This window comes from Halopseudomonas sp. (genome assembly GCF_036960865.1).
GTDB lineage: Bacteria > Pseudomonadota > Gammaproteobacteria > Pseudomonadales > Pseudomonadaceae > Halopseudomonas.
Map to the genome: position 1 here is coordinate 96788 of NZ_JBALWE010000010.1, position 23711 is coordinate 120498.

A 23711-nucleotide genomic window follows, 5' to 3' on the forward strand; every position below is an offset into this window, starting at 1 on the left:
CGCTCCATTGCGTGTTATTGCTAATCGTTAGTTCGGTTTATATGACGTGTTACAGGGACGTCATGCGGCGTTTCGGCTACAACGGTGACGTAGCGTTTTTCGGGGGCGCTGCTGGGCGCACTGCTTCGCTCCGAGACGAGCCGCTCCGCCGTGCGCTGCGCAACGCCCGTACAGACTGCATAAGATGACCATTGCTTGAACGTGAGCCGCACAGAGCAATCAGCCGCTTCTGAGAGGGTGTAGCCGCTTTGCAGGATTTGACGACTGTTGACCTGAAACCGCTCACCGGACTGGCTGATGACATCGAAGAGGTAAAGCCGCAGTCCATGTTTGCTGCCAAGCAAAGCCGCCTTGATGGCGATGGTGTGGCCTTGGAAGGGGTGCTCTAGACCAGCAGACTGATAATTTTGCTGCCGAGATACAGGAACAGTAGAAGGACCACCAGGCGGACGAGAATGTAACGAACCACCATCACCAGCGGCGGACGAACGATCCGCCATAGAGCGCTGATCAGCTGCAGTATCAGTCGAACGCTGAGAGAAGCTGAATCCATCACCAAGTAGAAAATTGCCAAACACGATGGCCGGAAGTGCCAGAAGTAGAAGAACCTTAGGATCTCTAAACAGGCTCTTACCCGCGATGGTGTCGCTGACGGTGCCGGTTGCTGTTGAGTCATAGAGTTTGAACGTCCTCTTGTTGATCTTCTTGACCGACACGAGCGAGCCTTTCATGGGGGGCTTGTTGTCGGTGGCGGCGTGCTGCGATTCTTTGTAACGACCCTTAATACCGATGACGGCCAGATTTGAATGCAGGTAGGCCTTTTCAGCGGTAAGGCGGATATCGTCGCGGATGTAGCCGATGTTCGGCGTGGTCAGGATGATGTCCCAGTTCCAATGCCGGTGGCGGGTCCAGCCGTCTAGCCAGTTAATCGGCCGGTCTGCCTCTTTGGCGGCCTTGGAGCCACCCGGGAAATCGAACTTGCGCAGGTCAGTCTCACGCCACGATTTGAGAAAGATCAGTTGGGTTTCATCAAAGATGATGAACGCGCCCCGCGGTGCCCATTGCGGGAAGGTGCGCATTTTCTCCAGATCATCAAGGTCTTCTAGATCGAGGTTTTCCACCTCAACGGAGGACGGCAGATCGGGAAAAACCTGAAACACCCGTTCGCGTGTGAGGCCACGAATGTTGGTGATGATGTGACGCCCGGCCATCAAAGCCGGAATGAGATCATCTTGAATTGCGCCGGAGGTTTTGTAGGAGCCGTTCGGGCCGTGGTGAATTTTAATGGCCATATCAGCGCCCCACGACCGGCACGAACTTCAGCGCCCACCGGGTGCCGATAGCAGAAAAGATGATCATGAACGCATCAGGGATGCCGAAGAAGGCGAGGGCACCCCGGATGTCGGCGTTGAGCATGTTGTAGTAGCGCTGGATTTCATCGCTAATACCAATCTCGCTGACCAGTTCCTGGAACACCTGAAAGGCCACGTCGAGAGCGAACAGTAAGGCCTGAAAGTAGGAGTAGATAGCTACCTTGGTGGCCAGTACAAAGGCCTCCTTCACGAAGTCGTAAATGCCTGAATAAACCCAATCCCAAATCGATTGGAAAAATTCGAGAATGTCGCCAATGAAGGGAAAGTCCATTACTTGTCCTCCCGGAAAATAATGTAAAGCGCGATGACGGAAGCCAAGAACAGCAACAGGTTGCGCATAATCGACAGCTCCTCGGTGTAGTCCGAAAAGCACAGGTTGATTTTTTCGCCTCTTATGGTGGCGCTAAAGCACGGCAGCGCAGCGTTACCAGAGGACATTTGCACATCGAGCTTCTGCACAATCAGGTCACTGAACTGACCCGATTTGGTTTGTATGTCCGCTAAGGTTTCGTCGATCTTTAGTTGGTACTCAGTGATGGCATCCTCGAAGGTGCCTTTCTCCGGCTCGGCAAGACCGGAACCCTCACCGCAGTCGTCGCCAGTGCAGTCACCTTCACCTTCACCGCCGCCGTTGCCGCCGCCAGAACCATTGCCGCCGCCTTCGCCCTCTCCACCGCCTTCACCGCCGCCTTCTCCACCACCCTCTCCGCCACCTTCGCCGCCGCCATCACCACCACCGCCACCACCGCCACCACCGTCACCGCCGTCATCCCCGCCGCCGTCACCACCCCCATCACCGCCACCATCACTGCCGCCACCCGATTTAACGCAGGTTGAACCATCCCACTCATAACCGGGAACGCCATGACACGGATCGGGTTCCGGGCCGGGCTCTTCAGGTTCAGGGGGAGGATTGAGAGGATCGCCGCCGAGGTCGCCGGGAGTGAGGTTGGAGCCGGAGCAACTGTCACCAGTGCCTTCCACGATGTAGTTGCAGTAGCCGGTATCGGTTGAGCCGGGTAGCAAATAGCAGGACGCTTCATAAGAGGAAACGGGAGTGTACTTACAGCTAACTGAACAAACGCTTTCCGGCGCACTGGAGGCAACGATATTCCGTCCGTTGTAGTTCACCACGACGCTATCATTGCCCCGGGCGAGCAGGGTTTCACCTACCGTGTCATCACAGTTTTTTTCACACTCGCCGGTTTGAGGATTGTATGTGTCATCAGGGTTAGGGCATGAGTCGCCTACGCGGGTGACGTAAAGACTCTGATTGCTATAAGTATCACCGTAAGAGCCGTCGCTATATGTCTGCAGGTACTCGAAAAAACACTTAAATTGCCTTTCTGTATAAGGCTCAATACGTGGGTTTCGATAATTTTTTGTGTTTGGAGTGCCGACAGGCTGGGAATTCCTACTAACGTAACCAGCACACGCAGCCATAGGACTGTCATACAGACCTGTGGAAATGGCGCCTTGATACCAGAGATAGGGCTCAGCGAAAGCAGAGCCTGAAACCAGCAGAATGAAGAAAAGAAAAATACGCATCAGCAAACCGCCAAGAAGAAAGGGGCCCGTAGGCCCCTAGATGTCATTGATACTGGCCGACTTTAATTCCCGCAATGAACGCCGAGGCCATGAAGACGCCCAGTGCCAATGACCAGAGCACGATCAGGCCTTGCGGAAGATCGCGATAACCAGTGCGATACCGGCGACCACAGCGATTGCACCGATGATCAAACCGCCGCCCTCGGTGGCGTCTGCCTTGGCAGTGGTCATCTGGGTGGTGACCTCTTCCGGCAGTGCAGCAAACGCGGGGCTGGCCATAACCGGCACAGATACAGCGATGGCAGCATTGCGGGCAGCAGTGCCGAACTTGGAGCCGAAACGGCGTACAGCAGTCATATCTTTCATGGGTATTACCTCTTTCATGGTTGGGGTTATCCGCGTGCTTTGCGGAGTACTGCAGCGAGCAGACCGACGCCAAAACCGATGGCGAAGAAGGTCAGCGTGTACCCGAACCCAGACCAAAAGGCCTCGGGATCGAATGCGGTGAAGGCTTCAAACTCGGTAGAGTCGGAAGCGAGGTAGGCCAGTTGCCAGACCGATTCCACGCACTGACCGGCTTGGTCAAAGGTGGAACAGACCTGAACGTAAACTTGCGGCCCCATGACCTACCCCTTTTCAAAAATCAGTTACTGGGTTTGCCCTGGGTGTTGGCGGCGGCCGGTGTTGCTGGCTTCTCGGTGCGAGCTTTCACAGGCTCAATGTGCAGGCACAGATTGTTGCCCTTCTGCTTTCCAGCACGAGCGATTTCAAAGGTGATGCGGACCTGCTCGAGCGGGGCGATGTTGGCACCGGCGGCAAAGATTTCGTCGGCCACTTCTGGCGGAACATCCATGCTGACGATGGACAGGCCGTTTTCGGTTTCGCCGTCTGGCTCGTCGCCGTAGAAGACTTTCACCTGTTTGACGTGGCCATTGCTGCCGGTGAATTCCAGTTTTTGGGTGCTCAGAAATGCGACTTCCATAGTTGAACGTGCCATTGGTAGTACCTCACTTGTGGTGCGCTTGATTGCGCGATTGCCTTTCAGCAGGCCGAGCGAATCCACACAGGCGAATTGTGATTTTTCGCCCGAGGGTTGTTCTCGGTGTTGCTGGGGTTTTACGGGTCAGCCACTGCGCGGGCTGGGTGCGTTACAACAGTGGTATTCGTGGGTGCGTGGCTAACGCGCCCGTTGGGCTTGTTGGCCCCCGAGCCAGCGGAAACAGACTCCGCGTTGCTCCGCTAATTTCCGCCGTCTCGGTGGCTTCGGTGGTACAGCTGTCGATCATTCGTTGCATCGAGGCATCAAGAGCCTGACCCACAGAGTCAACGGCATGCTGAATGCCAAGGGCGGACACTAATGAAGCAGTGACAGCGCCGATCATGAAAGGAAACGTCCAGTGCCAAAGGAGCGCGACTAGATAGCGTTTCACTCGGAATTCAGAGGGCGAGACCGGTTTATCAGATGAACCGGATTGAGCCGTGATCGGCCAGGGTGAATAGGCCAACACAAAGCGCAGGGCGTGACACCCGACGACATAGAGCAGAAGGACGCCAAACAACGAGGTCAGGCCAATAGCGGTCAAATCCCAAGCAGACATAGATCAGCCCTCTCCGTCAGTAACTTCATGGATTTTCAGCTGCAGATTCAGCCGGGCCAGACCATCACAACAGGCGCAACCGCAGAACTTGGCCCCGCAACGGACGCAGGTTTCATGACCTTCCGCCCGCTGTTGGGTGTATTCCTCAACGTGGCCGCACTCTTGGCAGAGCACATAGCCATCGGTTAATTGGCGGTCACTGTTGCAGGTCATGGTTACACCTCACCTTCAGAGGCTTTGCGGTAATCAATGGGCTTGGCTGGGCGTTCTTCTTTCCAGCCGATGGAGTCACGGCGAGTACCAAAGGGATTGTTCATGATCTCGTGCACACGCTTCTGGCGAGCCTCAGCACGGGTGCGCATGGTGGCGACGAACTCGGCAGTGGTGCAGACGACGCAGCGGCAGCCGGGTTCATGTTGGGGCTTGTAGTTACGGATGGCGTTCATGCCGCAACCTCAAAATCATCTGAGGTGAACAGGTCAAGAGCATCGCGAAGCGCAATTGCGGCAATGCCATACCCGACATCGGAGCAATAAAGAACGCGGCGATCTTGGCGTACCAACCTGAAGTCGAAGCAACCACCGCCAGACTCGGCGAAAACCTCAATCACGTTGCCGGAACAGTAAGGGTCAGGAATGCTGTAAGAGATGGTTTCACTCATCGCCCTACTCCTCTTCCAGCAACTGACGAACCAGCAAAGCGACATTGATCATGACGCGCTTACCGACTTTCTTGGTCGGGAGGTAGCCGCGTTGAACCCACGATTCGACTACGCGGGGTTCATCGCCCATGCCGATCCAGTCGGCAAACTTGGGCCACGGCATGATGGGTGGTGCTCCAATCAAGTTTTCTGGTCCGAAACCTTCCATATCCATACGCTTTGTTCCACTATATCCCGCATTAGAAGACTGAGCTCAGGGCAATTACCTCCCTGGTTAGGGTAACTATATCCCCATAAGAATTTAAGGGCAATAATATCCCCCAATTTAATTGGTTGTTTATTTCTATATGGAAACTTCCGCTGATAGAGCAAGATTATTGATAAAGAAGGTTGGCCCGAAGAAAGCCAGCGAGAAAGGCGGCGGGGATCACGACAGGTGGAAAAGCGTCAGCAAAGGCGCAGTTCGTGTAACAACTGAAGAACTGGACGTTCTGGTGAAAGTGTTTCCTCAGTACGCCCTATGGCTGGCCAGTGGCCAAACAGCACCAGAAATAGGGCAAACTAGCCCTGAATACGACGAGGCGAACTCAAAGTTACCCAATCACAACGCGGGATAGCGATCACTCAAGAAGCAGCTAGGCGCTGGTTTTCCCGGTTCCATAGGGTAAATAGTTAATTAAGAGGTCAAGACACTGCAACAGGTTGCATGTTTCGCATTGCTCTAAACACAAACAGCCAACAGTATAGCCTAAGAACTCAACTCTAAACTTAAGCAAAAACTGGCGAACCAAGTTTCGAAGTATGGCCAAGAATAAAAGGCCAAAAGCAAACTTAGTAAAATTTGAGCTAAAAGAAGAAATGCTAAAAGACAAAGAAATAAGGACAGCGCTGATAGAGCATATACGAAGGAGAAAGCCGGCTGTTGAAAAAATCATGGAAGAGGTCAGAGTTCATAATGGAAATGCTATAGCCGACGTAGTTGCGTTCTATAAAGAAACTCACTGCTACGAAATAAAGGGGCAAACAGACAGCATATCAAGACTTACAAGACAAGCAGAAATATACAACCAAACTTTCCCTAGAGTAACGGCGGTAATAACAAAAAACCACGTCAGATGGGCCACAAAAAATCTGCCAGAATATTGGGGGATAATAGTTGCAGAGGCCGTCAGTGAGAACGTCAAACTAAGGCACATACGGAAAGCTCAAACAAACCCAGACTTTGATAAGAAAAAGGCGCTCATGGGATTATGGAGAGAAGAGTTACTAGAGATAGCCAGAGATAAAATAGAAATAAAGACAAGCAAAAAAGCAACGAGACTGGAGCTGGCGTCCCTTATGGGAGAGAGGCTAAAAAAGTCAGAAACAATAAAATCGATCAAAGCCGCTCTTATATCAAGACAGCCTAAATAGTAGCAACGATGTAAGATATATGAGAGGCGAGGGTCGCCTTGATCCAAGAGCCTGGATTTCCAGCTTTAGCTGGACGAGCCGCGGCAAGATGACTTCGATCGTAAATATATTTCTCTCCGTAAGAAGCACCGACTGAGCGAAAAAAAGGCATTGCAACAAGCGCATCAGCTATATCAAAATATTGACCATTACCCTTTGGATGACTATCGAAAGCAGCCCCCCTTAAAACACTAAAATGATCGCCGTGCGTATAAAACACCTTAGGGGCAGCAAACCTCCTCAAGAACCTCGGGTCAAAATCAATGTCAGAGTAATCCGGGCTAACCACGCCATAGTCGCCATAAAGAACATTATGCTCTGCAGAAATAAAATCCCATATCACTTTCTCACTACGAAGAACAGTAATCTGAGAATTTGTACTCAAAAGCGCATTAATACCCGCAGGGATAACCGAGGCTGAAACGACAATAACATGAAATTCAAAGTCGGCAGCAATACGTCCAATAAAGGCAGAGACCAAACCAGCATCAGCATGAGGGTCAGTAGATACACGAAGGTCAATAAGTAAGTGAACTGATCGACAACCAGCTTCCGACAAATCTTTCATTAAATCCTGCAAATTTGAACTTGCAAGCCTATAACTTTCAACATCGGCGCGCTGAAGCCGGATAGCGGCGGAGCTGCGCATTTCGCTGACGTATCGTATAGCTTCAGCGTTATGCGTAGCATCTCTATCAAAAGCTAGAACAGGTATAGGATAAAATTGACGGAAATCATTTAGAATGAAGCCGTATTGCGGCGACCCATCTATATAGATTGAGTCATCAAGGTCGTAATTATCTAAGTAGAACTCAATAACATTGCGTCCCTTGAACAATGCAGCAACTTCTTTTTTCCCCTTCCTAAGCCGATCCTTTATCCCGTCTAGAGTTTGCTCTTTGGACTCTCTTGGAATATCAAAAACAGGCCTAATATCAAGAGACACATCGCCACTTAGCTCCCTTATAGCCTGGACTTCATTTTGTTTCATTTTAAGAAAAGGAGAATATTTTACCATTAGATATCGAATTCCTTTCTGACATCCATAAAACTAACCAAATCAGCGTATTTTTTCCAATTCTTGGTATGATGCCTTATCATCCCAGCAGCAATAGCGGCATGAGTACCAGCCTGACCACTTAATTCCAAAACCTTTGATGGTACATCGGAATAAAGGATAAGCTTCCTATAAATATCGCGGGGAACCAAAGAGTCAGTGGCAAGTCTATTTGCCTCAACCTCAATCTCAGAGTCTGGTTCCTCATCAAGATCATCGAGTATTGGATTCTCAAGCAAATCATAATGAAGAACGATATGCGATAACTCATGAGAAAGAGTAAACCAAAAGTTATCATACCTATTGTATCTAGTACTCACAGATACAACAGGGGTTCCATCTTCCAACAAAAAAGCACAACCATCTACCTTCATGCCAGGAAGAGCCTTTTCAACCACAAAAACAATGCCGTACTCATCCCAAAGATGCTCAGACAAATTGGATATATTGCCGGGATCGACACTTAATCGCGCAAACTCCCTCAAATTGCGAGGAGATAAGAACTTAAAGCTTTTTACCTGACGTGCAATTACATGCCGGTAAGCCTTATCCCTAACGAGCGACATCCACACAAGGCTCTTGTACTCATCCGCGGAACGATTTTTTCTGTACTTAACACCAAAACTTTGATCAGTATAACGCGCCACTCGTAGAAGAAAGTCGTCGGAGCTTTGCCCTGGTGGAATGCGCTCTCGCAATTGAGCTGGTTGAATATTTTCACGCAAGCTCTTGTAGGAGCCATAGAAATTAGACTGTCTTTCATTAAGCAGCGGAGTTACAAAAAAATCGGAGCTATCAATATCAAATTCGTCGACCATTAGACACCTCCCGCTATCTGCATAGCTGCATCCAAGCCCGCTTCAAAGTATCTGAGATTCTCTTTTTCAGGATCTTGCTCATACGCCACCATGCCAATCCCCGAATAAAAACTTTCGGCAGTTGGCAGAGCGTGAAGACCGAACCCAAATCTATACCCGAATTTCTGCTTAATAAACTGACTAGCGTGCGCCAGCAGCTTTCGTCCTATCCCGGAAAATTGCTTTTTATAACCGGGCCGGTCTCTATTCCAATATGCAGAGGCAACGTAATCGACATAGAAAATTTCTTCTTCATCCAACCTGCTTTTCTTAGGATGGTAAATAACGCAAGCACCCTGCACCTTATTTTCAGCTATCAACAAAAACCAGATATATCCACCTGAACGACACAAAAAGGCTTTATTAAGCCAATTCCAGTGACGATCAGCCAGGCTATACTGTTCTATTATTTGGCAAGAAAAATCGGGATCGTCCAACCGATCACCGTGTTCCCTTATCAAATCAGAAATAACCTCGTTCTGGGCACTAGTCCAGTCAGCGTGCATGCTTTCAATATCTGAAAAATTGTAGCCATCCTTAATTACATATTCGACATGCGCGCCGGTTTTATTGCAAATAAGATGGGTATTAGGGTCGGGCAAGTCGGGCATCCAGCCTCCAAAAACGAGCGTCCATTATTTTAGATACAGAGAGCACTTATAAGATTTTACAGGGTGCCCGTGTCTCACCGGTTTGTCTGGAGCGAGCGGCACACTACCCCTTCCAAAAAGGGAAGGGAATATTAGGTTGACACTATAGCATGAGATAAAAATTTTGTCCTTGCAGGGGCAAGTGCAAGCAGCATTGCTCCCCTAGATAGGGCGTGACCTGCAATCAGATTGTCGAAAAAGTGTCGCAAACATAGCGACGCAATGCAGAAAAACGCAAAGCGCTTAAGTTGCTAACATATTGAATTCAGAGGGAAAGCGAAAAATTGCGTAGCAATGCAGTAGAGCTACAACGGGTTCAAATCCCCCCGGCTCCACCAAATATACATTCAAGGGCGTCCACGGACGTCCTTTTTTGTGCCTGAAATACATAAAAATCAAAAGCTTACGATGCGAAGACGTCTATTAACGCTTATGGGAAGCCACGCTTCTTGGCATTCCAGATGGTATTCCACGCCCTCCTCTGGCATTTTTGGAATACCAAGACACCGATGTAATTCCAGGAGTGAGTGCTAAAGCTGTACGCCTCACCGAAGCCAAGATTAAAAACGCCGCACCCAAAGCATCTGAATACATATTGGCATAGCCATGAAAGCCAGCACTGCCATGGGCCGGGGTTTATAGCGGTAGTTTCGGCGGAAGGTCACCCCCAGCCTGGCATTGAGCAACAGCTCAAGCTCGCCCATACCTGTCAGCAAAGCCACTACCCGCTACCGCCAACAGCAGCGGAGCAACGCCAACCTGGCCTGCCCCGTGTGCGCTGCTAACGGACCTCGGCAGCAGCGCTGTGCTGTTCGGCATCGCGCTCGTGCAGGCCACCGCCAAGGGACTTGTACAGCGCTACCCGGTTGGCAATGTCCGCACCACGCAGCTCCAGCAAGGCCTGGCGCGCGGCCTGCAGTTGGCGCTGGGCATCGAGTAGCTCCAGACGGCCATCCAGGCCAGCCCGGTAGCGCAGGTCAGACAAATGCAGACGGCGCTCCGCAGCCTTAACCGCGCGCAGCTGCGCGTCGATCTGGCGGTCGAAACTGGCCGTGCCGGCCAATGCGTCAGCCACTTCACGGAAGGCACCCTGAACCGCGCGCTCGTAAAGCGCGACGGCCTCGGACTTGCGAATCTCCGCCAACCGCAGCTCTGCGCGCAGGCGCCCGCCCTGAAACAGCGGCTGCGAGATCTGCGGAGCAAAACGCCAGACCTGAGAGGCGGGATCGAAAAGGTTGCTGAGCGACGTGCTGGCGTAACCGAGCGATGCCGTCAGCGATATTTGCGGAAAGAACGCAGCCCGTGCCGCGCCGATATCGGCATTGGCGGCTACCAACACCTGCTCGGCCTGCTGCAGGTCCGGCCGGTTCAGCAAAAGATCCGCTGGCAGCCCGGCCGGTAGATGGGCAATCACCGGTTGGCGCTCCAGCGGCGGTGCCGGAGGCAAATCAGCGGGCAGCGGGCTGCCCAGCACCAGTTGCAGTGCATTGTTGGCCAGCAGCAGTCTGCGGCGACCCGCTTCAAGCTCCGCATCGGCCAGCGCCACCTGGCTCTCAGCCTGGGCGACATCCAGGCTGCTGCTCTGATCAGACTGCTTGAGCAGACGGGCCAGATCCAATGACTGCTGCCAGTCTGCCAGGGTCTGTTCGGCCAGTTGTACCTGCTCGTCTGCCAGACGCTGGGCAAAGTACGCCTCGGCTACCGCGCCCACCAGCGTGATCTGCGCCGCATCGCGTCCATGCTGGCTAGCCAAATAGCGCGCGAAGGCAGCATCGGAGAGCGAACGCACGCGACCGAACAGGTCCAGCTCGAAGGCGCTGAGCGCAACGTTCAAGCCATTCTGCTGACTCACCGCACCGGCGCCGGAGCGGCTACCGCCGCTATCGATTGTGCGTTCACGGGTGCGCGTGCCCTCCAGCCCGACCGCAGGTAGGCGCGCCGCACCCGCTATATCAGTCTGGGACTGTGCCGCCTGAACATTGAGAGCGGCTAGGCGCAGGTCACGGTTGTTCTCCAGCGCCAGCTCAATTAAGCGCTGCAGCCGGGGATCAGCGAACATCTCACGCCAGCCAAGCTCACTGGCCGACAGCACCGAGGCAGGCGCCTGCTCCTGCACCGGGAAGTGCTCTGGCACCGGTGCAGGCGGCATCCGCAACTCAGGCTTCAGCGAACACGCTGATAGAAAAACGACCAGCGGCAAAATGATGGGCAGGCGCATCACGCATTCTCCTGGGTCGGTGTCGCCGACCGCTGTGCACGCCAGGCGCTGAAACGCTCCTGTGCGCCAATGACGAAAACAAAGAAGGCCGGTACAAAAAACACCGCCAACACCGTGCCGCTGAGCATACCGCCAAACACACCGGTGCCAATGGCATGCTGGGTTTCAGCGCTGGCGCCACTGGCCAGCATCAGCGGCATCACGCCGAGGGTGAACGCCAGCGAGGTCATCAGGATCGGGCGCAACCGCAAGCGGGCAGCGGTGACTGCAGCGTCGACCAGCGTATGCCCCTGGCTATGCAACTGACGGGCAAACTCGACAATCAGGATGGCATTCTTCGCCGACAAGCCAATGATGGTGACCATCCCGACCTTGAAGAACACATCGTTAGGCATCCCTCGCAGCATCACCGCCGCCACCGCGCCGAGCAGGCCAAGCGGCACTACCAGCATCACCGACAGCGGAATACTCCAACTCTCGTAGAGTGCCGCCAGCACCAGGAAGACCACGAGCGCGGACAGCAGCATCAACAGCGGTGCCTGCGCTGCCGATTGGCGCTCCTGCAACGACTGCCCCGTCCAGGCCACCGCAAACCCATGCGGAAGCTGCGCGACTAGGTGTTCCATCTCGGCCATGGCCACCCCGCTGGACACCCCGGGGGCAGCCCCACCGGAAATACGCACCGCGGGAAAGCCCTGAAAACGCATCATCTGCTGCGGCGACTCGCTCCATATCGGCGTCACTACCTCGCGTAGCGGCACCATACCGCCGGTGGCATTGCGCACCCGCAGGCCGAGCACATCATCCAGCTGCATGCGCGCTGCCGCGTCAGCCTGGAGGATGACTTGCTGCATGCGTCCGGCATTCGGGAAGTCGTTAACGTACAGCGAGCCCATGGCCGCCGAGAGCGTGCCGCTTACGGCACTGAACGACAGCCCCATCGCCTCCGCCTTCTGCCGATCAATCTCCAGGCGGATGCTCTCGCCAGGCGGCAAACCGTCGGGGTACACATCACTGACCAGACTGCTCTGCGCGGCCAGTTCCAGCAACTGCGCCTGAGCCGCCAGCAGCGCAGCCTCGCCTCGATTGGCGCGATCCTGCAGGAACAGGGTGAAGCCGGAGGACGTTCCCAACTCGTCGATGGCCGGCGGCATCAGGCTCATCACCGTGCCTTCAACGCTGTCTGACATGGCCTGCTGGGCCAGCTCTGCCTCTTCAGCCGCCGTTGCACCATCGCGCTCGTCCCAATCCTTGAGCATGGTAAACGCCATTGCCGCATTGGGTCCGGACCCCGCAAAACTGAAGCCCAGAACCACCATATTTGCATCCAGCGCCGGCCGCGAAGCCACGTGGGCTTCAAAGGCCTTTACCAGCTCCAGCGTGCGCTCACTGGTAGCGCCGGTCGGCAACTGAATGGAGGTCATGAAGTAGCCCTGATCCTCCTCCGGCAGGAACGAAGAGGGCAGCTGCTGAGCGGCGACAACCAACACCGCACAGAGCACCGCAAATGCCGCCATCATCCGCCCGCTGCGCCCGACCAGCCGCGCCACCCGAGCGCCGTAGCGTTCAGTGAGGCGCTCGAAGCCCCGGTTGAAGGCGCCGAAAAAGCCGCGTTTGTGCTGATGATCGGCACTGACCGGACGCAACAGCGTGGCGCACAGCGCTGGCGTCAGCGTCAGCGCCAGGAAGGCAGAGAACAGGATCGATACTGCCATCGACAGGGTGAACTGCTGATAAATCACCCCGACCGAGCCGCTACCGAAGGCCATGGGGATAAACACAGCGGTCAACACCAGAGTAATGCCGATGATCGCGCCGGTGATTTCCTGCATCGCTCGGCGGGTCGCTTCCTTCGGCGACAAACCGTGCTTGGCCATCAGCCGCTCGACGTTCTCGACCACCACGATGGCGTCATCAACAATGATGCCGATTGCCAGCACCATGCCGAACATAGTCAGCGAATTGATCGAGAAGCCGGCCAGCAACATCACTGCAAAGGTACCCAGCAGCGCAATGGGCGCGACGATGGCCGGGATCAAGGTGTAGCGTATGTTCTGCAGGAACATAAACATCACCAGAAACACCAGCGCCATCGCCTCGAACAAGGTGTAGATCACCTTCTCGATCGACACTTTGACGAAGGGCGCCGTATCGAACGGCACCGAATAGGCCATGCCCGCCGGGATACTGGGCGCCAGCTCAGCCAAGCGCTCGCGCACCTTTGCCGCCGTGCGTACCGCATTGGCCCCAGGTGAGAGCTGAATCGCAGCACTGGTAGCCGGCACGCCATTCTCGCGGTTGGAAAAACCATAGGACTCGGCGCCCAGCTCAACCCGCGCAACATCGCCAAGGGTTACCTTGGCACCATCGGCACCGGCGCGCAGGACGATGGCAGCGAAAGCCTCAGGCGACGTCAGTTGCCCCTGCACCGTCAAGGGCACGGTCAAACGCTGGCCCGGTAGCGCCGGCTCGTCGCCAATCCGACCTGGGGCAATCTGTGCGTTCTGTTGCTCAATCGCCTCAGCCAGTTCGGTCATGGTCAGCCCAAACGCTGTGAGCTTGTTGGGGTCCACCCAAACGCGCATGGCCTGCTCGGCACCGAACATTTGCACCCGCCCTACCCCGTCAATACGGCGCAGTTCCTCAACAAGGTTGCGTGCGAAGTAGTCATTCAGCGCGACCTCATCGAACTGGCCGTTGGGCGACGTCATGCCAACAATCATCAGAAAGCTCGAGGAAGCCGACTCCACCTGCAGGCCATTTTGCCGCACCGCCTGCGGCAGCCGCGGCTCGACCGCCTTGATGCGGTTCTGCACATCCACCTGGGCCAGCTCTGGGTCAGTCCCTGGCTTGAAGGTAGCCGTGATCTGCGCGCTACCCGAGGTGTCTGCCGAGGATTCAAAATAGAGCAGGTTCTTCACCCCGGACAGCTCACGCTCGACCAGGCTAATTACCGAGTCGTTAAGCGTCTGCGGCGTCGCACCAGGGTAGGAGGCATAGAGGCTCACGGAAGGCGGCGCAACCGACGGATAGCGGGCAATTGGCAACTGCGGGATGGCAATCACGCCGACCAACACGATAAACAGCGCGATAACCCACGCAAACACCGGGCGATTAATAAAAAATTGGGGCATTTCGACGTCTCCAGGTTCAGTGTGCAGCAGCGCTATGCTGTGCGCTGTTCACCGCGGGCTGCCACGGACGAGCCGCGACCTGCGCTGACGGACTGAGGCGTTCGATCCCCTCAATAACCACCTGCTGGCCGGCGCTAAGCCCCGACACCACGCGGTAACGGCGCTCAACCAGCTCACCGATCTCAATGGGCACCTGCTGCACCTGATCCTGCTCATCCACTATCCACACGCTGGCCTGACCAGCGATGCGCGTCACCGCCTGCTGGGGCACGCTAAGGGCATTGGCGTAATGCGCACGCGGCACCCGCGCCTGCACGTACAGGCCAGGTAGCAAGCGACGTTGCGGATTGTCGACAAGAATGCGCAGCAGCACGTCGCCGGTACCGGCGTCGACCTCAATGCCCGAAAACAGAATGCGCCCCTGCATGCCAAGTGGAGTGCCGTCGCTACCCAGCACCTCTATCACCATATCCGGTGCCTCCGAGCTGGCTTGCCGACGCAGCACCTCCAGAACCGAGGCGGGCTGGCGCACATCCACATACACTTGGTCGATCTGCTGAATCCGCGCCATGGGCGCGGCGTCGGTCGACGAAACCAGCGCCCCCTCACTGACCAGCGCCTGATCGATACGCCCGGCAATCGGCGCCTCGACACTGGCGAACGCCAGATCAAGCTTGCGCCGACTCAAGGTGGCTTTGGCCTGCGCCACATCGGCGGCGGCCTGATCGCGCTGTGCCACCGCATCGTCATACAGCTGACGGCTGATCGCCTCGGCTTCCATCAAGGGCGCAAGGCGCCGGGTCTGCAGACTGGCACGAGCAAGTACCGCTTCGGCGCGCTGCAAGGCGGCCGCAGCACTGTCGACTTCTGCTTTGAAGGGAGCTGGGTTGATCTGGAACAGCGTCGTGCCCGCGTCAATTTCCGCGCCCTGCTCAAACAGCCGGCGCTGAACAATGCCGCTGATCTGCGCTCGAATCTCAGCACTGCGCACGGCCGCGACGCGGGCCGGCAGCACCTCGCTGACCGATATCACCTGTGGCTCCAGGGTCATCACCGAGACCTTGACCGGCTCCGGCGCCTGCTCCTCTTGCGTTGGCGTGTCGCAACCAACGAGCCACACTGCGGCGAGCCCTACCAGCAGACAACCAAGACGCCGCCGTTTGATCCCCATAACCATCCCCCTTCACTGAATACTTGAGCCCCGAGCAGATAGCATCCGAGGCTGACCCAGGTGCATTCTGATGCTGCTCTGTTGCGAATGATTCGAGGCTGTGTGGAGATGGTGTGGAGGGAGCGATATACTTTCGCCTCTTTGCTTGCGAGCCTGACCATGTCTGATCTGATCGAGAGCGTACGCCCTGATGCCCTGCCGCCAGCACTGGTATTGATTGCAGAAGACGAAGCCGAGATCGCCGACATCCTCGCGGCTTACCTGCAGCGCAGCGGGCTACGCACCCAGCACGCAACAGACGGTCATGAAGCGCTGGCCATGCACCGCGCACTCAAGCCCGACCTGGTATTACTGGATGTCCAGATGCCGCGTGCAGACGGCTGGAAAGTCCTCAGCGAAATCCGCTCCAGTTCCGACACGCCCGTCATCATGCTCACCGCACTCGACCAGGACATCGACAAGCTCATGGGCCTGCGGCTGGGCGCGGATGACTATGTAGGCAAACCCTTCAACCCGGCAGAAGTCGTGGCGCGGGTGGAGGCCGTGTTGCGGCGCACCCGCTCACGGGCACCCGTCGCCACGCAAATGCTGCGTGTCGGTGCGTTTCAGGTCGACCTGGAAAACCACGAGGCGAGCGTGCAGCGTGATGGCCAGCAGCACGCGCTGGAGCTGACTCTGACCGAGTTCAAGCTGCTCGCCTGCCTGATGCGCACCCCCAAACGGGCGTTCAGTCGCGCAGAGCTGCTGATCAACTGCCTGCCCGAGGGAGACTCCCAGGAGCGCACCGTAGACAGCCACATCAGCAAGCTGCGCAAAAAGCTCGAAGCGCTCGGCATTCAGGGCGTACCCGCGAGTGTCTGGGGCGTGGGCTATCGCTTTGGTAACGAGCCATGAAGCCGGCACCCGGCCTGCGTCGGCAGATCATCCAGTCCCTCGCCGTTATGGCGCTCGGCATCATCGTGATAGCCGTGTTCGGCTCGTACGTGTTTTACGCCATCGCCGTCACCTATCTGCCGGGCAGCATCTCTGAAACCTTTGTGCCCTCGCAGGTGGAGATGATCTGGATTGGCTGCACCATCATTGCCGCCCTGAGCATGGCCGTGTTCGTCGCCGTCCGCCTGTCTCGCCGCTTGATCACTCCACTCAACTCGGTAGCGCACAGCCTGCGCGAAGTCGCCCAAGGCAAACTCGATGCCCGCGCCTCGCTTGACGACCAAACCATGGGCGAGACGGCGCAACTGGTGCGCGACTTCAATACCATGGCCGAGCGCCTGCAACAGATGACCCGCGAGCGCGCATTCTGGAGCGCGGCCATCGCCCATGAGCTGCGCACGCCAGTCACCATTCTGCGTGGACGCCTGCAGGGGCTGGCCGAAGGTGTATTTACACCCAGTGGCGAGATTTTTGATGGCTTGCTGCGTCAGGTAGAAGGGCTGAGTCGACTGATCGAAGACCTGCGCGTGCTAAGCCTGAATGAAAATGGCCATCTGGATATTCAGCGGGTGTCGGTGAGGCTGGCGGAGGAACTCACCCCGGTGCTTCAAGCGTATACCGCCCCGCTGACCGAGAAAGGGTTTCAGCTGCACAGCGACCTGGATGCGAACCTGCTGGTGGAGTGCGACCCGGTGCGCATTAGGCAGGCGCTCATGGGGCTGCTGGAAAATGCGCTGCAGCACGCCAACCCCGGCGACCTGCGGGTAAGCCTCCGGCAAGCAAACGGCCTCTGCCAATTGACAGTGGAAGACGATGGCCCCGGCATCGACAGCACCCTGGCCGAGGCCATCTTCGAAGCCTTCCGCCGCGGCGACCCCTCCCGCTCACGCAAAAGCGGCGGCAGCGGCCTCGGGCTGGCCGTGGTCAAGGCCATCGCCGAAGCCCATGGTGGCGACGTGGCTTGCCAACCCGCCGGCCAAGGCAGCGCATTCGTGATGGCTTGGCCGAATGGTGCGCTGATGATGGAAAAGTAGTAAGCGTCTATTGAGACCGCTTTCGGCCACTAGCAGCCAGTCGCGTCAGGCAGAAAACGATCCATTGCGGACGCTTAACTGTCTCGATGACGTCGGGGAGATTCAGGATATGACACGAGTTAGCCCACCCGAGTCATGGGGTAAGTGAAATTGAACCTTGCACCCGAATTGCAGATACTCCACCGATCAATATCGTACCGTCAGAACTAAACTCCACTTCAATCCTGCCATCGCGCCCGACTTTATTTCCTTGCGATGCACTATATCGCGATGGTGCTATGCCGCTGCGCTGAAGCATTGCGGCGACGCAGCCATTACCACTGCCGCATACCGGATCTTCTGGGACGGCGTCGCCTGGCACAAATGAGCGCACCTCAACCAATGCAGAATCACCATCTGCATACAGGCCGAAGACAGTAAGTCCCGTGCAGTTTGTAGTTGCTTGCGCGAGGCAATTAATGTTCGGCTTTAGATCTAGAACATCTTGCGCAGAGCGAAGTTGCAAAGTGATCCAGACAGCACCGACATCGATAATTGCAGCATTGCATACGGACTCACGATGGACGCCAATGGCCGCTAGAATGTCCAGTAGCCTGTGCTCACCTAGCGGCGCAAAACTAGGCGTTGGCAATTCAAAGAAGATCCTGTTGCCGAGTAAGTGAAGCGGTACCAGTCCCTGATCACACTCCTGAACAAGCATCCCAGGTGTCTTGGGAGTCAGCCCATAAGCTAGCAATGCTGTGGCGCTTCCGATAGTTGGGTGTCCTGCAAAGGGTAATTCACCTTGCGTGGTAAATATCCTCAGTCGGTAATCAGCGTTACTGGTCGTTGGGGCGCATACAAAAGTCGTTTCGGATAAATTTGTCCAGTTAGCTATTTCAAGCATCTGTGAGCTCGTGAGCTTGTCCCCTTCCAGGATAACTGCAACTGGATTTCCTTTAAATGGAGCCCCTCCAAAAACATCAACCTGGAAAAATGGAAGATTCATTTGGCTACTACTCCCTGCCATGAACACCTTTAGTCATAATTTTGAGCACCAGGCAACGCCTGGCTAACACTTACGTTGCTCTCTTCAAAGGATATTTAAAAATCTCAGATGAGTGCACCTCCAGAGCTGATACTAGCTTGCGCTAGATCTTTTGCAATTGGCTTTATCATGGCTGACAGCCTCAGACTTCAACTCCTTCTTTTCGACTTCATTTGCGTGAATAATTTTTTGTTTAGCTCTAAATTGTTCATGCCTCTTCATAGAGCGATCATGACCGTCTTCGGCATGTACCTGTGTGTAGCCAGCGACAAGCAAAAGGCCGACAATAAAACCATTTATGATCTTCATGATATATATCTCACTAGTTTAATTGATGATTTACTGGGCGCGCATGAAAACAGCGCAAGCTCATAAAGGCTGAGCCTTTTAATTAAATTAATAATGTAATGTAGATGCATGTAACTTGAGAGGCATCCGACCTGATTAACTTTCAGGTCGGCGCCCTCTTAAATTCCAGTGACTTACTTTCAGTGCAGATGGGCTCTTCTTCAGGCGTCGACGAATATAACCTTTCCGGTGATGAAGCCATCAACCGAGCGCTCAAAGGCTTTGCCTACCAGCGCGCCAGGGACAGGCTGGAAGCCTGGCATCATTTCCCCATATACGTCCCATGCCTCTTCCAGAACTGTAGGGTTGACCACGTTGATGCGAATCTGACGTGGAAGCTCGTGCGCTACGCACTGTACGAAGGTGTCGATGGCGCCGCTGGTGGTGGCGTCAGCAATTGCCATAGGAATAGGTTTGACATTGAGAATGCCCGAAATCAACGTAAACGAACCGCCATCGTTGATGTAGTTCAGGCCCACATTTACCAGATTGATCTGGCCGACCATCTTGCTTTGGATAGTTGTGTCCCATTGCTCATCGGTCATTTCGCTGAAGTTAGCGTATTCGCAGTAGCCAACTGTATTAACGACAGCATCGAACGGCCCAACCTTTTCGAATAGAGCCTTGATCGACGCCTTGCTGGTGATATCCACCGTGTGGTCGCAGCCTGTGCCAGAGCGGCTGGCGGTGATGACGTTGTGTTTCTTGAGGCCGGTCATAGCGGCTTGGCCCATGTGCCCTTGGGCACCAATCAAAATTACGGTTTTCATAGCAATGCCTCGTTAAATCTTAAGGAGGCGATACTCTAGGTGCTCACTGATACAATGAAAATAACCGCCGACTTGTATGAGATACAACCAAAATGATTGAGAAAATCGATATCAGGCACATGCGGGTTTTACTGCATCTCGTGCGCGAGAAAAACGTTTCTCGCGTTGCCGAGCGGCTTGAGATATCACAACAGGCGGTTAGCAACTACCTCAAGCGCATGCGTGAAGTGTTTCCCAATGAGCTGTTCCTGCGCCAGAGCGCAGGCCTGCAGCCGACCGACTATGCGTACGACCTCGCAGCTAAATTCGAGAAAATAGTCGAAGAGATCGACGGCATCTTCAATTCATTCCCATTCGATCCAGCAACGAGTGAGTACGCATTCAGGGTGATCGCAAATGAATATGCGCAACTGTCTATCATCCCATCGCTTTCGCTGCTCATGCGCGAACGCGCACCCGGGGTGAAGCTTGAAGTCATTGACTTCAATCCCGATCAGCATGTCAAGACGTTGGCGCAAGGAGAGGCTGACCTAGTGATTGGTTTTTCTGACTACGTTGATCCTGGATTAGTGCGGAATAGACTGAGAAGCGACCACTACTGCTGCGTCGCTCGGCAAGGTTCGCTGCTGCCTCGGCAGATACAGGTGCTTGCAGATGTGTCCTTACATCCTCATGTGGATTTCGCCAGTGGAGTAGGCAATCTGGGGAGTCGAGTTGATGATTTCCTTAGTGCCCGGGGTGTCAGCCGCACAGTGATTGCGACTTTGCCCTGCTACACGTCTCTGCATGCGTTTATGCACGTGAATGATACGGTGGCTTTTGTACCCTCGGCCATTGCTGCCACCGGCGGCTTCCAAGTGATTGACCTAGACATGTCCTCCCTAAATTTCAATGTGGTTGTGGGATGGCATAGAAGAGCTTCGGGCAGTGCATCCAGAGATTGGCTTGTTCAGGTTATTGCAGGGTTGCACACGTCGAGTTAGCTCAAAATGAATACGCCCTGATTTTGTAGACGCTCTATGACCGCTTCTGGCCCAGAGTGTGTAAAAACGCCAGGACAAACCCTTGCTATAGTTTCTGAGAATTTCATTGCAAGGGAATCCCATGAAACGGTTTATCCAGGGTGAACACCGAGGTCAAAGCACCTTGCTTCCCGAAAGCCTCGACGACTACGTCAGCGATACCAATCCAGTGCGCGTGGTCGATGTCTTCGTCGATGAGCTCGACCTAGCCACACTGGGTTTCGGTGGTGTCATTCCAGCCGAAACCGGCAGACCTGCTTATCACCCTGCGATCCTGCTGAAGATCTATATCTACGGCTACCTGAACCGAATTCAATCCAGCCGTCGTCTGGAGCGTGAAGCCCGACTTCAAGACCATCGCCAACTTCCGAAAAGACAACAGCAAAGCTATTCGCGGCGTCTGCCGTCAGTTCGTTTTGCTCTGCCAACAGTTGGGGCTGTTTAGCGAAAACCTGGTTGCCATCGACGGCAGTAAATTCAAGGCGGTTAACAACCGCGACCGGAACTTCACTAGTGCGAAGCTGAAGCGGCGCATGGGAGAAATCGAGGCGAGCATCAGCCGTTATTTGACCTCACTCGATGCGGCTGATCGCCAGATATCTAGCGCCTCTAAACCAGATACGGTGAGCTTGGAAGATAAAATCGCCAAGCTCAAAGCACAGATGAAAGAGCTTCAGGGGATTGAGTCTCAGCTCAACGAATCGCCAGATAAACAGGTTTCGCTGACCGACCCGGATGCCGTTCGATGATGACGCGCGGCAGCGGGATCGTTGGCTACAACGTACAGACGGCTGTCGACACGCAGCACCATTTGATCGTTGCTCACGAGGTCACCAACCGAGGTTCTGACCGTGACCAACTCAGTTCAATGGCGAAGCAGGCTCGTGAAGCCATCGGCGTAGAAACGCTGTCGGTAGTTGCCGACCGAGGCTATTTCAAAGGCGAAGAAATCCTGGCTTGTTACGACGCAAACGTCACCGCCTACGTACCGAAGCCGATGACTTCAAGCGCCAAAGCTGATGGCCGATTCAACAAAGATGCCTTCGTGTATGACGCAACCAGGAACGAATACACGTGCCCGGCGGGAGAGGCCCTGATCTGGCGATTTTCCAGCGTTGAAAAAGGCATGAATATGCACTGTTACTGGAGTTCAAAATGCCAGAGTTGCACCCTGAAAACCCAGTGCACGCCAAGCACAAATCGTCGGGTAAGGCGCTGGGAACATGAAGCTGTGCTGGAGGAAGTGCAACGCCAGCTGAACCAAGCACCGGAGATGATGAAGGTTCGAAAACGGACTGTTGAGCATCCCTTCGGGACGCTCAAACAATGGATGGGGGCAACGCACTTCCTGACTCGAAAACTGAACGGGGTGAGCGCAGAAATGAGCTTGAATGTGCTCGCCTATAACTTGAAGCGGGTGATGAAAATCATCGGCACCGAAGGCTTGTTGAAGGCGATGGCGGCGTAAAAACCCAGCTTTTACTGCCCCAAAGAGGTGCAAAAGCGCTTCATACACGATCTGACGCGCTACCGGGGCTGACCTTGGCAAATGTTCGGGAAATCGCCTCGCCCAAGAGCGCTGTGCTTAGGCCTCCAACATACGGAAAGTGTTTTTACACACTCTGGGCCGAAAGCAGCCCTCACCCTCAGCATCTATCGCACACTAACATCCGGTGATGCTCCACCAAAAAAACCCAAACAACCGCACCGTGCCGGTATCGCTGAGACGCCCACAAAGGTTGCATGAATAGGTTCTCGGTCGCCGGTGTTGTAAGCCTGCGGCAAGGGTACGAGATCAGCGCGCTGTATATCCTCGGCGACGCGGATCTCGCCGATGCGGGGGAGTGCCAAGTCATTGTCCGGTGCCGTGTGAGACCAGCAAGATAAAGGGACGCTGGCCCGGAGCCCCCCTTCACTTCTCTCACCTGCCCTACCCCAATCGGTTAACTACCCCTGGCCAACCATTCTCGCAAGCGCGCCGTCACGTCCGGTGCTTGGTCGTGCTGAATAAAGTGCGCGGCTTTGGGCAGGGTGAATATATCCAGCGTGTTGTCGATCCACTGCCACACGTCATTCAGGCCGGCCGGTAATGCGTACGGATCCTGCAACCCATGCATCAGCAAGGTGGGTGCCTGCACCTGGGGCGGCGGCGCGGCGTGCTGCGCGCAGGGCGGTGCCGGCCAGTTCACACGGTAATAATTGAGCATGCCGTTGAGCGACGAGTTGGCCATCGCCTGCTCCTGTCGCGGCTTGAAAGACGCATCCGTCACCCAGGCTGCGAGGCGCTCCCGCGGGAACTGCAGATGCGCCTGGGGATGACTGAATACCTGCACATACTCACTGGCTTTTTGCTGCGCCGGGTTGCTGGCCAGCTCCCGCGAAATGGCCCAAGGGTGCGGCATATTCAGCACCACCAGACCCGCGACTATCTCTGGCGCATCCATGGCCACATGCCAGGCGACGAAACCGCCCCAGTCATGGCCGATGATAGTCGCGCGCTCGGCAGCTTCATGAGCAACCACCGCCTGCACGTCCTTTACCAATTCACCTACCGCGTAAGCCTGGGGCTCGGCGGGTTGATCACTCAGGTTGTAGCCACGCATATCGAGCGCCACCACGCGATAGCCCGCACGCAGCGCTTCCATCACCTGCCACCAGCCGAGCCAGTGATCCGGAAATCCATGCAGAAAAACCAGCAAGGGGCCGGCACCGGCCGCGGCGTAATGGATGCGTACACCCTGGTTGTCGGCGTAGTGATGTTCAACCGATGCCTCAAAGGCGGCCAGCGCGGCCGCGCGGGTCTCGTTGGTGCTGGGCTTGGCAAATGAAGAGGTCATAGCAACTCCTGTAACAGATAG

At 55.2% G+C, this 23711-nt stretch carries 25 protein-coding genes and 1 pseudogene; 6 read left to right on the top strand and 20 right to left on the bottom strand.

Annotation, left to right across the window (positions count from 1 at the left end):
* Positions 1-20: 20 nt before the first annotated feature.
* The 7 genes from V7747_RS14960 to V7747_RS14990 form a co-directional block, all read right to left on the bottom strand.
* A complete protein-coding gene (locus V7747_RS14960) occupies positions 21-1292 on the bottom strand; it encodes a zonular occludens toxin domain-containing protein (RefSeq protein WP_335616816.1) in 1272 nt (423 codons plus the stop codon).
* 1 nt (position 1293) lies between these two features.
* On the bottom strand, positions 1294-1644 hold the full coding sequence (locus V7747_RS14965) for a DUF2523 family protein (protein WP_335616817.1): 351 nt from the start codon (positions 1642-1644) through the stop codon (positions 1294-1296).
* Positions 1644-2921 (bottom strand): attachment protein, encoded by a 1278-nt coding sequence (locus V7747_RS14970; RefSeq protein ID WP_335616818.1) that lies wholly within the window; start codon positions 2919-2921, stop codon positions 1644-1646. The genes V7747_RS14965 and V7747_RS14970 overlap by 1 nt, the downstream gene beginning before the upstream one ends.
* Before the next feature lie 123 nt (positions 2922-3044).
* Positions 3045-3287: a major capsid protein gene (locus V7747_RS14975; RefSeq protein WP_335616819.1), complete on the bottom strand. Its 243-nt coding sequence runs from the start codon at positions 3285-3287 to the stop codon at positions 3045-3047.
* A 26-nt stretch (positions 3288-3313) separates the two neighbouring features.
* Positions 3314-3544, bottom strand: coding sequence for a hypothetical protein (locus V7747_RS14980; RefSeq protein ID WP_335616820.1), 231 nt, complete (start codon positions 3542-3544; stop codon positions 3314-3316).
* Positions 3545-3564: 20 nt separating this feature from the next.
* Positions 3565-3918: a hypothetical protein gene (locus V7747_RS14985; RefSeq protein ID WP_335616886.1), complete on the bottom strand. Its 354-nt coding sequence runs from the start codon at positions 3916-3918 to the stop codon at positions 3565-3567.
* A gap of 151 nt (positions 3919-4069) precedes the next feature.
* On the bottom strand, positions 4070-4519 hold the full coding sequence (locus V7747_RS14990; RefSeq protein ID WP_335616821.1) for a hypothetical protein: 450 nt from the start codon (positions 4517-4519) through the stop codon (positions 4070-4072).
* Between the two features lie 27 nt (positions 4520-4546).
* Between V7747_RS14990 and V7747_RS14995 the strand changes: the two genes are divergently transcribed.
* Positions 4547-4708, top strand: coding sequence for a hypothetical protein (locus V7747_RS14995; protein ID WP_335616822.1), 162 nt, complete (start codon positions 4547-4549; stop codon positions 4706-4708).
* Between the two features lie 26 nt (positions 4709-4734).
* Here the strand turns inward: V7747_RS14995 and V7747_RS15000 are convergent, their stop codons facing one another.
* The 3 genes from V7747_RS15000 to V7747_RS15010 are packed head-to-tail and all read right to left on the bottom strand — an operon-like array spanning position 4735 to position 5343.
* Positions 4735-4965, bottom strand: a complete 231-nt coding sequence (locus V7747_RS15000; RefSeq protein ID WP_335616823.1) for a hypothetical protein — start codon at positions 4963-4965, stop codon at positions 4735-4737.
* A complete protein-coding gene (locus tag V7747_RS15005; protein WP_335616824.1) occupies positions 4962-5180 on the bottom strand; it encodes a hypothetical protein in 219 nt (72 codons plus the stop codon). Before V7747_RS15005 ends, V7747_RS15000 begins: the two co-directional genes overlap by 4 nt.
* 4 nt (positions 5181-5184) lie before the next feature.
* Positions 5185-5343 carry a DNA-binding protein gene (locus tag V7747_RS15010; protein ID WP_335616825.1) on the bottom strand — a complete coding sequence of 53 codons (159 nt, stop codon included), beginning with the start codon at positions 5341-5343 and terminating at the stop codon, positions 5185-5187.
* 638 nt (positions 5344-5981) lie between these two features.
* Here V7747_RS15010 and V7747_RS15015 point away from each other — a divergent pair.
* Positions 5982-6593 carry a sce7726 family protein gene (locus V7747_RS15015; protein WP_335616826.1) on the top strand — a complete coding sequence of 204 codons (612 nt, stop codon included), beginning with the start codon at positions 5982-5984 and terminating at the stop codon, positions 6591-6593.
* On the opposite strand, the gene V7747_RS15020 is transcribed toward V7747_RS15015, so the two are convergent.
* The 6 genes from V7747_RS15020 to V7747_RS15045 all read right to left on the bottom strand — a co-directional run bounded on the left by V7747_RS15020 (position 6586) and on the right by V7747_RS15045 (position 15719).
* Complete coding sequence (locus V7747_RS15020; protein WP_335616827.1) at positions 6586-7650, bottom strand: beta family protein; 1065 nt, start codon at positions 7648-7650, stop codon at positions 6586-6588. The genes V7747_RS15015 and V7747_RS15020 overlap by 8 nt on opposite strands.
* Positions 7650-8507 carry an ImmA/IrrE family metallo-endopeptidase gene (locus V7747_RS15025; protein WP_335616828.1) on the bottom strand — a complete coding sequence of 286 codons (858 nt, stop codon included), beginning with the start codon at positions 8505-8507 and terminating at the stop codon, positions 7650-7652. The genes V7747_RS15020 and V7747_RS15025 overlap by 1 nt, the downstream gene beginning before the upstream one ends.
* The gene (locus tag V7747_RS15030) at positions 8507-9157 is read right to left on the bottom strand and encodes a GNAT family N-acetyltransferase (RefSeq protein ID WP_335616829.1); all 651 of its coding nucleotides are present in this window, start codon (positions 9155-9157) and stop codon (positions 8507-8509) included. The genes V7747_RS15025 and V7747_RS15030 overlap by 1 nt, the downstream gene beginning before the upstream one ends.
* 820 nt (positions 9158-9977) lie before the next feature.
* Positions 9978-11414 (bottom strand): efflux transporter outer membrane subunit, encoded by a 1437-nt coding sequence (locus V7747_RS15035; RefSeq protein WP_335616830.1) that lies wholly within the window; start codon positions 11412-11414, stop codon positions 9978-9980.
* On the bottom strand, positions 11414-14548 hold the full coding sequence (locus tag V7747_RS15040) for a multidrug efflux RND transporter permease subunit (RefSeq protein ID WP_335616831.1): 3135 nt from the start codon (positions 14546-14548) through the stop codon (positions 11414-11416). Before V7747_RS15040 ends, V7747_RS15035 begins: the two co-directional genes overlap by 1 nt.
* A gap of 16 nt (positions 14549-14564) precedes the next feature.
* The gene (locus tag V7747_RS15045; protein WP_335616832.1) at positions 14565-15719 is read right to left on the bottom strand and encodes an efflux RND transporter periplasmic adaptor subunit; all 1155 of its coding nucleotides are present in this window, start codon (positions 15717-15719) and stop codon (positions 14565-14567) included.
* A 159-nt stretch (positions 15720-15878) separates the two neighbouring features.
* Here V7747_RS15045 and V7747_RS15050 point away from each other — a divergent pair, with 159 nt between their 5' ends.
* The gene (locus V7747_RS15050) at positions 15879-16613 is read left to right on the top strand and encodes a response regulator (protein ID WP_335616833.1); all 735 of its coding nucleotides are present in this window, start codon (positions 15879-15881) and stop codon (positions 16611-16613) included.
* Positions 16610-17686 (top strand): HAMP domain-containing sensor histidine kinase, encoded by a 1077-nt coding sequence (locus V7747_RS15055; RefSeq protein ID WP_335616834.1) that lies wholly within the window; start codon positions 16610-16612, stop codon positions 17684-17686. Before V7747_RS15050 ends, V7747_RS15055 begins: the two co-directional genes overlap by 4 nt.
* 133 nt (positions 17687-17819) lie before the next feature.
* Here the strand turns inward: V7747_RS15055 and V7747_RS15060 are convergent, their stop codons facing one another.
* The 3 genes from V7747_RS15060 to V7747_RS15070 form a co-directional block, all read right to left on the bottom strand.
* Positions 17820-18674 (bottom strand): PhzF family phenazine biosynthesis protein, encoded by an 855-nt coding sequence (locus V7747_RS15060; RefSeq protein ID WP_335616835.1) that lies wholly within the window; start codon positions 18672-18674, stop codon positions 17820-17822.
* 132 nt (positions 18675-18806) lie between these two features.
* Positions 18807-19022: a hypothetical protein gene (locus V7747_RS15065; RefSeq protein WP_335616836.1), complete on the bottom strand. Its 216-nt coding sequence runs from the start codon at positions 19020-19022 to the stop codon at positions 18807-18809.
* A gap of 200 nt (positions 19023-19222) precedes the next feature.
* Positions 19223-19831, bottom strand: coding sequence for a short chain dehydrogenase (locus tag V7747_RS15070; protein WP_305255077.1), 609 nt, complete (start codon positions 19829-19831; stop codon positions 19223-19225).
* Between the two features lie 92 nt (positions 19832-19923).
* On the opposite strand from V7747_RS15070, the gene V7747_RS15075 reads away from it, so the two are divergent.
* Both V7747_RS15075 and V7747_RS15080 read left to right on the top strand, forming a co-directional pair.
* Complete coding sequence (locus tag V7747_RS15075) at positions 19924-20814, top strand: LysR family transcriptional regulator (protein WP_335616837.1); 891 nt, start codon at positions 19924-19926, stop codon at positions 20812-20814.
* Between the two features lie 121 nt (positions 20815-20935).
* A pseudogene (locus V7747_RS15080) lies at positions 20936-22321 on the top strand (IS1182 family transposase).
* 475 nt (positions 22322-22796) lie between these two features.
* Here the strand turns inward: V7747_RS15080 and V7747_RS15085 are convergent.
* The gene (locus V7747_RS15085; RefSeq protein WP_335616838.1) at positions 22797-23690 is read right to left on the bottom strand and encodes an alpha/beta fold hydrolase; all 894 of its coding nucleotides are present in this window, start codon (positions 23688-23690) and stop codon (positions 22797-22799) included.
* Between the last annotated feature and the right edge of the window lie 21 nt (positions 23691-23711).

Bases quoted from the DNA above. Each gene is read 5' to 3' on its own strand.
- V7747_RS14960 (WP_335616816.1), bottom strand. From the start codon at position 1,292: ATGGCCATTAAAATTCACCACGGCCCGAACGGCTCCTACAAAACCTCC.
- V7747_RS14965 (WP_335616817.1), bottom strand. From the start codon at position 1,644: ATGGACTTTCCCTTCATTGGCGACATTCTCGAATTTTTCCAATCGATT.
- V7747_RS14970 (WP_335616818.1), bottom strand. From the start codon at position 2,921: ATGCGTATTTTTCTTTTCTTCATTCTGCTGGTTTCAGGCTCTGCTTTC.
- V7747_RS14975 (WP_335616819.1), bottom strand. From the start codon at position 3,287: ATGAAAGATATGACTGCTGTACGCCGTTTCGGCTCCAAGTTCGGCACT.
- V7747_RS14980 (WP_335616820.1), bottom strand. From the start codon at position 3,544: ATGGGGCCGCAAGTTTACGTTCAGGTCTGTTCCACCTTTGACCAAGCC.
- V7747_RS14985 (WP_335616886.1), bottom strand. From the start codon at position 3,918: ATGGCACGTTCAACTATGGAAGTCGCATTTCTGAGCACCCAAAAACTG.
- V7747_RS14990 (WP_335616821.1), bottom strand. From the start codon at position 4,519: ATGTCTGCTTGGGATTTGACCGCTATTGGCCTGACCTCGTTGTTTGGC.
- V7747_RS14995 (WP_335616822.1), top strand. From the start codon at position 4,547: ATGGATTTTCAGCTGCAGATTCAGCCGGGCCAGACCATCACAACAGGC.
- V7747_RS15000 (WP_335616823.1), bottom strand. From the start codon at position 4,965: ATGAACGCCATCCGTAACTACAAGCCCCAACATGAACCCGGCTGCCGC.
- V7747_RS15005 (WP_335616824.1), bottom strand. From the start codon at position 5,180: ATGAGTGAAACCATCTCTTACAGCATTCCTGACCCTTACTGTTCCGGC.
- V7747_RS15010 (WP_335616825.1), bottom strand. From the start codon at position 5,343: ATGCCGTGGCCCAAGTTTGCCGACTGGATCGGCATGGGCGATGAACCC.
- V7747_RS15015 (WP_335616826.1), top strand. From the start codon at position 5,982: ATGGCCAAGAATAAAAGGCCAAAAGCAAACTTAGTAAAATTTGAGCTA.
- V7747_RS15020 (WP_335616827.1), bottom strand. From the start codon at position 7,650: ATGGTAAAATATTCTCCTTTTCTTAAAATGAAACAAAATGAAGTCCAG.
- V7747_RS15025 (WP_335616828.1), bottom strand. From the start codon at position 8,507: ATGGTCGACGAATTTGATATTGATAGCTCCGATTTTTTTGTAACTCCG.
- V7747_RS15030 (WP_335616829.1), bottom strand. From the start codon at position 9,157: ATGCCCGACTTGCCCGACCCTAATACCCATCTTATTTGCAATAAAACC.
- V7747_RS15035 (WP_335616830.1), bottom strand. From the start codon at position 11,414: ATGCGCCTGCCCATCATTTTGCCGCTGGTCGTTTTTCTATCAGCGTGT.
- V7747_RS15040 (WP_335616831.1), bottom strand. From the start codon at position 14,548: ATGCCCCAATTTTTTATTAATCGCCCGGTGTTTGCGTGGGTTATCGCG.
- V7747_RS15045 (WP_335616832.1), bottom strand. From the start codon at position 15,719: ATGGGGATCAAACGGCGGCGTCTTGGTTGTCTGCTGGTAGGGCTCGCC.
- V7747_RS15050 (WP_335616833.1), top strand. From the start codon at position 15,879: ATGTCTGATCTGATCGAGAGCGTACGCCCTGATGCCCTGCCGCCAGCA.
- V7747_RS15055 (WP_335616834.1), top strand. From the start codon at position 16,610: ATGAAGCCGGCACCCGGCCTGCGTCGGCAGATCATCCAGTCCCTCGCC.
- V7747_RS15060 (WP_335616835.1), bottom strand. From the start codon at position 18,674: ATGAATCTTCCATTTTTCCAGGTTGATGTTTTTGGAGGGGCTCCATTT.
- V7747_RS15065 (WP_335616836.1), bottom strand. From the start codon at position 19,022: ATGAAGATCATAAATGGTTTTATTGTCGGCCTTTTGCTTGTCGCTGGC.
- V7747_RS15070 (WP_305255077.1), bottom strand. From the start codon at position 19,831: ATGAAAACCGTAATTTTGATTGGTGCCCAAGGGCACATGGGCCAAGCC.
- V7747_RS15075 (WP_335616837.1), top strand. From the start codon at position 19,924: ATGATTGAGAAAATCGATATCAGGCACATGCGGGTTTTACTGCATCTC.
- V7747_RS15085 (WP_335616838.1), bottom strand. From the start codon at position 23,690: ATGACCTCTTCATTTGCCAAGCCCAGCACCAACGAGACCCGCGCGGCC.